Genomic DNA, 6,576 nt, shown 5'->3' with positions numbered 1-6,576 from the left:
GTTGACGAGTTTCCGGACTCGTCAACCACGCACGGGCGCGCAGCGCGACGAGAGGAAGTGACACATGACCCGCGAACCGAAGCAGGACCGCAGCCGGGTCACGCGTGGGCACCTCCTCGAGGTCACCATCGACTGCCTCGCGGAACTGGGCTGGGGTGCCACCACGGTGAGCCTCGTCGCCCAGCGCGCCGGTGTGTCCCGTGGTGCCACCCAGCATCATTTCCCCACTCGTGAAGACCTCATCACCGCGGCGCTCGAGGTCATGTTCGACGCCCGGATGGAGCAGGCCCGTCGCGAGGCCACCGACCTGCCTGCCGGCGAGGGACGCACCGAGGCGGTGGTGTCGCGCCTCGTCGACTACTACACGGGCACCCTCTTCAAGGCGGCGCTGCAGGTGTGGACGGCCGCCGCCGCCGACCCCGAACTGCGAGCCCGGATCGTGCCGCTCGAGGAACGCTTCGGGCGGGTCGCGCACCGCACCGCCGTCGAACACCTCGGGTTCGACGACACCGATCCGGTGGCGCACCGGCTCGTCCAGGCCACGCTCGATCTCGCCCGCGGACTCGGCCTGGCCGACGTGCTCACGGACGACTCCAAACGACGGGCGGAGATCGTGCGGCAATGGGCCGCGCAGTTGGATGCGGCCCTCCCGACCAGAGCGTCGCGGGGCCTCGACGCGGCCGTTCTCGACTGACCGGGCAAAGATCGCGGGGATCGGTAGAGTCACCGACCATGGGCCGGAAATGGGGAGCGCTCGTCCTGATCGCCGTCGCGGCCGGTCTGGCCGGCTGTGGGGGAGACGGAGACGACGCAGGCACCGCACCCGCGGCACAGCAACTCCCGCAGGTGACCGATCCGGGCCCGTTCTTCGGCCAGTGCGGCTCGGTCACCGACGAGGAAGTGGCGAAGGCGTTCGGGATGCCGCCTTTCACCGGGGTGACGCGCAATTCCGTCGGCTGCGAGTGGGAGACCGCGGGAATAGGTGGTCCCAGCGTGACGTTCTCGTGGTACCGCGGCAGTCCCATCGGCCGCGAGCGGGCGGGGTCCGAGCTGATCGGCAGGCCGGCCACCGACATCGACATCGAGGGGCATCCCGGTTTCATCGCGTCGTCCGAAGGAATTCTGTGTGAACTCGGTGTGGAGTTCGGCGGGGACTTCGTGCACTGGTCGGTGATGTACGCGGACGCGCGGCCCGCGGCGGATCCGTGCACGGTGGCGCGGGATCTCGCCGAACTCAGCGTGTCGAGGGCCAAGTGAGCGGGGGAGTGATGAGCAGCGGGGCGTGGCGCGCGGTGCGGGTGGTGGTTGCGGCCGCCGCGGTCGGGTCGATCGCCGGGTGCGGATCGTCGATCGAGGGCTCACCCCGGGCGGAGGGGGCGTCCTCGTCCGGTGACACGGAACAGTTCACGGCCCTGCTCGAGGAGTGCAACGCGGTCGCCGACGAACAGATCGCGCAGACCGTCGGCGCCGATGCCATCGAACGGGGCTTCTTCGGCGCGATCTGCCGGTGGGACGCGGTCGGTGCCAACGGTCCCGTGAAGGTGACGTTCAACTGGTTCGAGACGGGATCCCTCGACACGGAGAAGTCGACCGGCGAGAAGTTGGGCTACACGGTGGAGTCCTCGACCGTTCAGGGTCGGCGGGCCGTCGTGATGCGGCCCCCGAACGATCCGGGGGCATGCGGCGTGACGGTCGGATCACCCTCCGCGGGCGTCGTCGGCTGGTGGGTACAGTTCCAGACCGGGGCGGCAGACCCGTGCACGGCGGCATCGACGCTTGCGGATCTGACGCTCAATCTGAGTAGTTGATGTGCCCGTGTCCGTACCGACAGCGTCATGTAGTGCCCCACATCGCAGGTCAGCCCTTACCACCGCCAGCCCACTTTGACCTTCCGGCGCGCCGCCGGGTATCGTTGTGGGTCGTGTCCGGCATGCCCGGGCCGGTTTGTGTGCCTAGCGAGGTATTGCCGTGCGCGCGTTCGTGCAGATTTCTGCATGGAACGAGCATCCGGCTGCCTGTGTGGGGGTATGCGACACACCCGACCTCGGGTGCAGCTCGAGGTGCGGGTGAGGGGCAGCAGCTCTCTTGCCCCAACTGCTAGATCCCTAATTTCAGAACAGCCAAGGTTGCTTGTCCAGAGCAGTCTGTTCAACACGAAGAAAGCCGGTAAATGCCAACCATCAACCAGCTGGTCCGCAAGGGCCGCCGCGACAAGACCGCGAAGGTCAAGACGGCAGCCCTCAAGGGCAGCCCGCAGCGTCGTGGCGTGTGCACCCGCGTGTACACCACCACCCCGAAGAAGCCGAACTCGGCGCTCCGTAAGGTCGCGCGTGTGCGCTTGACCAGCTCCGTCGAGGTCACCGCTTACATCCCGGGCGAGGGCCACAACCTGCAGGAGCACTCGATGGTGCTCGTCCGCGGTGGTCGTGTGAAGGACCTCCCCGGTGTGCGCTACAAGATCATCCGCGGCTCCCTCGACACCCAGGGTGTCAAGGGCCGCAAGCAGGCCCGCAGCCGCTACGGCGCCAAGAAGGAGAAGAGCTAATGCCACGTAAGGGCCCCGCTCCGAAGCGTCCGCTCATCAACGACCCGGTCTACGGTTCGCCCCTGGTGACGCAGCTCGTCAACAAGATTCTCCTGGACGGCAAGAAGTCCACCGCCGAGCGCATCGTCTACGAAGCACTCGAGCAGGCGCGCGAGAAGACCGGCACGGATCCGGTCGTCACCCTCAAGCGCGCACTGGACAACGTCAAGCCTGCCCTCGAGGTTCGCAGCCGCCGTGTCGGTGGCGCCACCTACCAGGTGCCGGTCGAGGTCCGTCCGGGCCGCTCCACCACCCTCGCGCTCCGCTGGCTGGTGACCTTCTCCCGGCAGCGTCGTGAGAAGACCATGGTCGAGCGTCTCGCCAACGAGCTCCTCGACGCCAGCAACGGCCTGGGTGCCGCTGTGAAGCGTCGTGAGGACACTCACAAGATGGCCGAAGCCAACAAGGCATTCGCCCACTACCGCTGGTGACGTCACGTCGGAGCAGTCACCTACCGTGACTGCTCCGGCGTCGTCGCACGTCGGGCCCCTACCGGGGACCGGCTGATCTACAACTCGAGACAATGGCCCCGCTGGTGGAACACCGGGGAGGCCGACACCCGATACACGAGCTACGAGCGGGGAAGAATCCTGTGGCACAGGAAGTGCTGACCGACCTGAACAAGGTCCGCAACATCGGCATCATGGCGCACATCGATGCCGGCAAGACCACGACCACCGAGCGCATCCTGTTCTACACCGGTGTCAACTACAAGATCGGTGAGACGCACGACGGTGCCTCGACCACGGACTGGATGGAACAGGAGAAGGAACGCGGCATCACGATCACCTCTGCCGCGGTGACCTGCTTCTGGAACAACAACCAGATCAACATCATCGACACGCCGGGCCACGTCGACTTCACCGTCGAGGTGGAGCGTTCGCTCCGCGTGCTCGACGGCGCCGTTGCCGTGTTCGACGGCAAGGAGGGCGTCGAGCCCCAGTCGGAGCAGGTGTGGCGTCAGGCCGCCAAGTACGACGTTCCGCGCATCTGTTTCGTCAACAAGATGGACAAGATGGGCGCGGACTTCTACTTCACGGTCCAGACCATCATCGACCGTCTCGGCGCGAAGCCGCTCGTCCTGCAGTTGCCGATCGGCGCCGAGGACGACTTCGACGGTGTCGTCGACCTGGTCGAGATGAAGGCTGTCACCTGGCGTGGCACGGTCGCCATCGGCGCCGAGCCCACCATCGAGGAGATCCCGGCCGATCTGGCCGACAAGGCTGCCGAGTACCGCGAGAAACTGCTCGAGACGGTTGCCGAGTCCGACGAAAAGCTCATGGAGAAGTACTTCGCCGGCGAGGAACTCAGCGTCGAGGAGATCAAGGGCGCCATCCGCAAGATGACGGTCAACTCCGAGCTGTACCCGGTTCTGTGCGGTTCCGCGTTCAAGAACAAGGGTGTTCAGCCCATGCTCGACGCGGTCATCGACTACCTGCCGAACCCGCTGGACATCGGCGAGGTCCAGGGTCACGCCCTCGGCAACGAAGAGGACATCCTCACGCGTAAGCCGAGCAAGGAAGAGCCGTTCTCGGCTCTGGCCTTCAAGATCGCTGCGCACCCGTTCTTCGGCAAGCTGACGTTCGTCCGCGTGTACTCCGGCCGGATCGATCCGGGCGCCCAGGTCATGAACGCGACCAAGGGCAAGAAGGAGCGCATCGGAAAGCTCTTCCAGATGCACGCCAACAAGGAGAACCCGGTCGACGAGGCCGTGGCCGGCCACATCTACGCCATGATCGGTCTGAAGGACACCACCACCGGTGACACCCTCTGCGATCAGAGCAACCCGATCGTGCTCGAGTCCATGAGCTTCCCGGACCCGGTCATCCAGGTCTCGATCGAGCCCAAGACAAAGTCCGACCAGGAGAAGCTGGGCACCGCGATCCAGAAGCTCGCCGAAGAGGACCCGACGTTCTCCGTCGAACTCGACGACGAGACCGGCCAGACCGTCATCGGCGGCATGGGCGAGCTCCACCTCGACATCCTCGTCGACCGTATGCGTCGCGAGTTCAAGGTCGAGGCGAACGTCGGTAAGCCGCAGGTCGCGTACCGCGAGACCATCACCAAGAAGGTCGAGAAGCACGAGTTCACCCACAAGAAGCAGACCGGTGGTTCGGGTCAGTTCGCCAAGGTGATCATCGCGCTCGAGCCCTTCATCGGTGAGGACGGCGCCACCTACGAGTTCGAGAACAAGGTCTCCGGTGGCCGCGTTCCGCGTGAGTACATCCCCTCCGTGGACGCCGGTGCGCAGGACGCCATGCAGTACGGCGTTCTCGCCGGCTACCCGCTGGTGAACATGAAGCTGACGCTGCTCGACGGTGCGTACCACGACGTCGACTCGTCGGAAATGGCCTTCAAGGTTGCCGGTTCGCAGGCGCTGAAGGAAGCCGCCCGCAAGGCCGGCCCGGTCATTCTCGAGCCGCTCATGGCTGTCGAGGTCACGACACCCGAGGAGTACATGGGTGACGTGATCGGCGACCTGAACTCCCGCCGTGGCCAGATCCAGGCCATGGAGGAACGCAGTGGTGCCCGTGTCGTGAAGGCGCTGGTTCCGCTCTCGGAGATGTTTGGTTACATCGGTGATCTGCGGTCGAAGACCCAGGGCCGGGCGAACTTCTCCATGGTGTTCGATTCCTACGCAGAGGTTCCCGCGAACGTCTCGAAGGAAATCATCGCCAAGGCGACCGGCGAGTAACCTCGGTTCCAGCCGGCCGAAGCACGACACAGTAATAACAACCGCACTGCTGCATACCGCAAGCATCAATCAGTCCAGGAGGACACACAGTGGCGAAGGCGAAGTTCGAGCGGACGAAGCCGCACGTGAACATCGGCACCATCGGTCACGTCGACCACGGCAAGACCACGCTGACCGCGGCCATCACCAAGGTTCTGCACGACGCGTACCCGGATCTCAACGAGGCCTCGGCCTTCGACGAGATCGACAAGGCTCCTGAGGAGAAGGCTCGCGGTATCACGATCAACATCTCGCATGTTGAGTACCAGACCGAGAAGCGCCACTACGCGCACGTCGACGCTCCCGGTCACGCCGACTACATCAAGAACATGATCACCGGTGCGGCGCAGATGGACGGCGCCATCCTCGTGGTCGCGGCCACCGACGGCCCGATGCCCCAGACGCGTGAGCACGTGCTGCTCGCCCGCCAGGTCGGCGTGCCGTACATCCTCGTCGCCCTGAACAAGGCCGACATGGTGGACGACGACGAGATCATCGAGCTCGTCGAGATGGAGGTCCGTGAGCTCCTCGCTGCGCAGGAGTTCGACGAGGAAGCTCCGGTCGTCAAGGTCTCCGCACTCAAGGCGCTCGAGGGCGACCCGGAGTGGACCAAGAACATCCTCGAGCTCATGGCTGCGGTCGACGAGTCCATCCCGGACCCGGTCCGCGAGACCGAGAAGCCCTTCCTCATGCCCGTCGAGGACGTCTTCACGATCACCGGTCGTGGCACCGTCGTCACCGGTCGTATCGAGCGTGGCGTGATCAACGTCAACGAGGATGTCGAGATCGTCGGCATCAAGGAAACCAAGACCAAGACCACGGTCACGGGTATCGAGATGTTCCGCAAGCTCCTCGACTCGGGCCAGGCCGGTGACAACGTCGGTCTGCTGGTTCGTGGTATCAAGCGCGAAGATGTCGAGCGTGGACAGGTTGTCGTCAAGCCCGGCACCACCACCCCGCACACCGAGTTCGAGGGCCAGGCGTACATCCTGTCCAAGGACGAGGGCGGCCGCCACACGCCGTTCTTCAACAACTACCGTCCGCAGTTCTACTTCCGTACCACGGACGTGACGGGCGTTGTGACGCTGCCCGAGGGCACCGAGATGGTCATGCCCGGTGACAACACCGAGATGTCCGTCAAGCTGATCCAGCCCGTCGCCATGGACGAGGGCCTGCGCTTCGCGATCCGCGAAGGCGGCCGTACGGTCGGCGCCGGCAAGGTCACGAAGATCAACAAGTGATCTAGCTTCACCAACGC

7 protein-coding genes are annotated in these 6,576 nt (G+C 65.2%); all 7 read left to right on the top strand.

Annotation, left to right across the window (positions count from 1 at the left end; genetic code table 11):
- Positions 1–64 precede the first annotated feature (64 nt).
- The 7 genes from ACFTZB_RS41210 to tuf all read left to right on the top strand — a co-directional run bounded on the left by ACFTZB_RS41210 (position 65) and on the right by tuf (position 6,559).
- Complete coding sequence (locus ACFTZB_RS41210) at positions 65–694, top strand: TetR/AcrR family transcriptional regulator (RefSeq protein ID WP_378441046.1); 630 nt, start codon at positions 65–67, stop codon at positions 692–694.
- Positions 695–732: 38 nt separating this feature from the next.
- The gene (locus ACFTZB_RS41205; protein WP_378441045.1) at positions 733–1,257 is read left to right on the top strand and encodes a DUF3558 domain-containing protein; all 525 of its coding nucleotides are present in this window, start codon (positions 733–735) and stop codon (positions 1,255–1,257) included.
- 11 nt (positions 1,258–1,268) lie between these two features.
- On the top strand, positions 1,269–1,808 hold the full coding sequence (locus ACFTZB_RS41200; RefSeq protein ID WP_378441044.1) for a DUF3558 domain-containing protein: 540 nt from the start codon (positions 1,269–1,271) through the stop codon (positions 1,806–1,808).
- A gap of 362 nt (positions 1,809–2,170) precedes the next feature.
- Positions 2,171–2,545 (top strand): 30S ribosomal protein S12, encoded by a 375-nt coding sequence (rpsL, locus tag ACFTZB_RS41195; protein ID WP_005252198.1) that lies wholly within the window; start codon positions 2,171–2,173, stop codon positions 2,543–2,545.
- Positions 2,545–3,015: a 30S ribosomal protein S7 gene (gene rpsG, locus ACFTZB_RS41190; protein ID WP_005252199.1), complete on the top strand. Its 471-nt coding sequence runs from the start codon at positions 2,545–2,547 to the stop codon at positions 3,013–3,015. The genes rpsL and rpsG overlap by 1 nt, the downstream gene beginning before the upstream one ends.
- Before the next feature lie 161 nt (positions 3,016–3,176).
- A complete protein-coding gene (gene fusA, locus ACFTZB_RS41185) occupies positions 3,177–5,279 on the top strand; it encodes an elongation factor G (RefSeq protein ID WP_378441041.1) in 2,103 nt (700 codons plus the stop codon).
- An 89-nt stretch (positions 5,280–5,368) separates the two neighbouring features.
- Positions 5,369–6,559 (top strand): elongation factor Tu, encoded by a 1,191-nt coding sequence (tuf, locus tag ACFTZB_RS41180; RefSeq protein ID WP_185725102.1) that lies wholly within the window; start codon positions 5,369–5,371, stop codon positions 6,557–6,559.
- The last annotated feature ends 17 nt before the right edge of the window (positions 6,560–6,576 follow it).

The sequence above is a fragment of the Rhodococcus sp. NPDC057014 genome (assembly GCF_042673295.1).
Lineage (GTDB): Bacteria > Actinomycetota > Actinomycetes > Mycobacteriales > Mycobacteriaceae > Rhodococcus_F.
The sequence above is the reverse complement of the archived record's forward strand: the minus strand, read 5'-3'. Positions and strand labels throughout refer to the sequence as shown.

Bases quoted from the DNA above. Each gene is read 5' to 3' on its own strand.
- ACFTZB_RS41210 (WP_378441046.1), top strand. From the start codon at position 65: ATGACCCGCGAACCGAAGCAGGACCGCAGCCGGGTCACGCGTGGGCAC.
- ACFTZB_RS41205 (WP_378441045.1), top strand. From the start codon at position 733: ATGGGCCGGAAATGGGGAGCGCTCGTCCTGATCGCCGTCGCGGCCGGT.
- ACFTZB_RS41200 (WP_378441044.1), top strand. From the start codon at position 1,269: ATGAGCAGCGGGGCGTGGCGCGCGGTGCGGGTGGTGGTTGCGGCCGCC.
- rpsL (WP_005252198.1), top strand. From the start codon at position 2,171: ATGCCAACCATCAACCAGCTGGTCCGCAAGGGCCGCCGCGACAAGACC.
- rpsG (WP_005252199.1), top strand. From the start codon at position 2,545: ATGCCACGTAAGGGCCCCGCTCCGAAGCGTCCGCTCATCAACGACCCG.